General features: G+C 49.8%; 1 rRNA gene. It reads left to right on the forward strand.

Going from position 1 to position 617, the window contains the following annotated elements:
• Positions 1-104 (forward strand): 5S ribosomal RNA (gene rrf / locus QP971_RS11290); the annotation flags it as partial.
• Between the last annotated feature and the right edge of the window lie 513 nt (positions 105-617).

Raw genomic sequence — 617 nt, forward strand, 5'->3', positions numbered from 1 at the left:
GCTGCAGGGAAACGCCCGGTCCCATTCCGAACCCGGAAGCTAAGCCTGCACACGCTGATGGTACTGCAACCGGGAGGTTGTGGGAGAGTAAGTCACCGCCGACACCAAACAACAAAACAAAACTCCATAATGAAACACAAAGGGAAGGAAACGGTAAGCAACCGTCTCCTTCCCTTTTTTGCGTTTTGCTAGCCTCAACAGCATGAACCAAGCGCAAATTTCTACCGTGGTGGATCAAGTAGAGCAGGGGATGTAGTGTGGGTCTTATGACGCTACGTGGGGTGACAAAGCTCGCGGCGACGTAATGGGTCAAGCCCGTTACCACTCAATCGATCGCATTTCGCCGGATGGGGAGTAAGTGGATAGTACCTAATTCGCCTGGACTTTTGGCAAATTATGACACTATACATTCTCTATCGGTCTTAGAGACTAAATCGCTGGGAAAACTCTGAATTCGATGGTCTTAAGAAGGTTGCGAAGAGCGTCGCGGTCGACGGAACATGCGCGTATGCTTAGGCGTATTCGCATACTGAGGAAATGTGAAGCGTCCTGGGTTTAGTTCCTACCTCAGCTAAGGAAGGATTGAACTATGCCTAGAAAGTATTCCGTCGAGTTCA

It is taken from the genome of Corynebacterium marquesiae (assembly GCF_030229635.1).
Taxonomy (GTDB): Bacteria; Actinomycetota; Actinomycetes; order Mycobacteriales; family Mycobacteriaceae; genus Corynebacterium; species Corynebacterium marquesiae.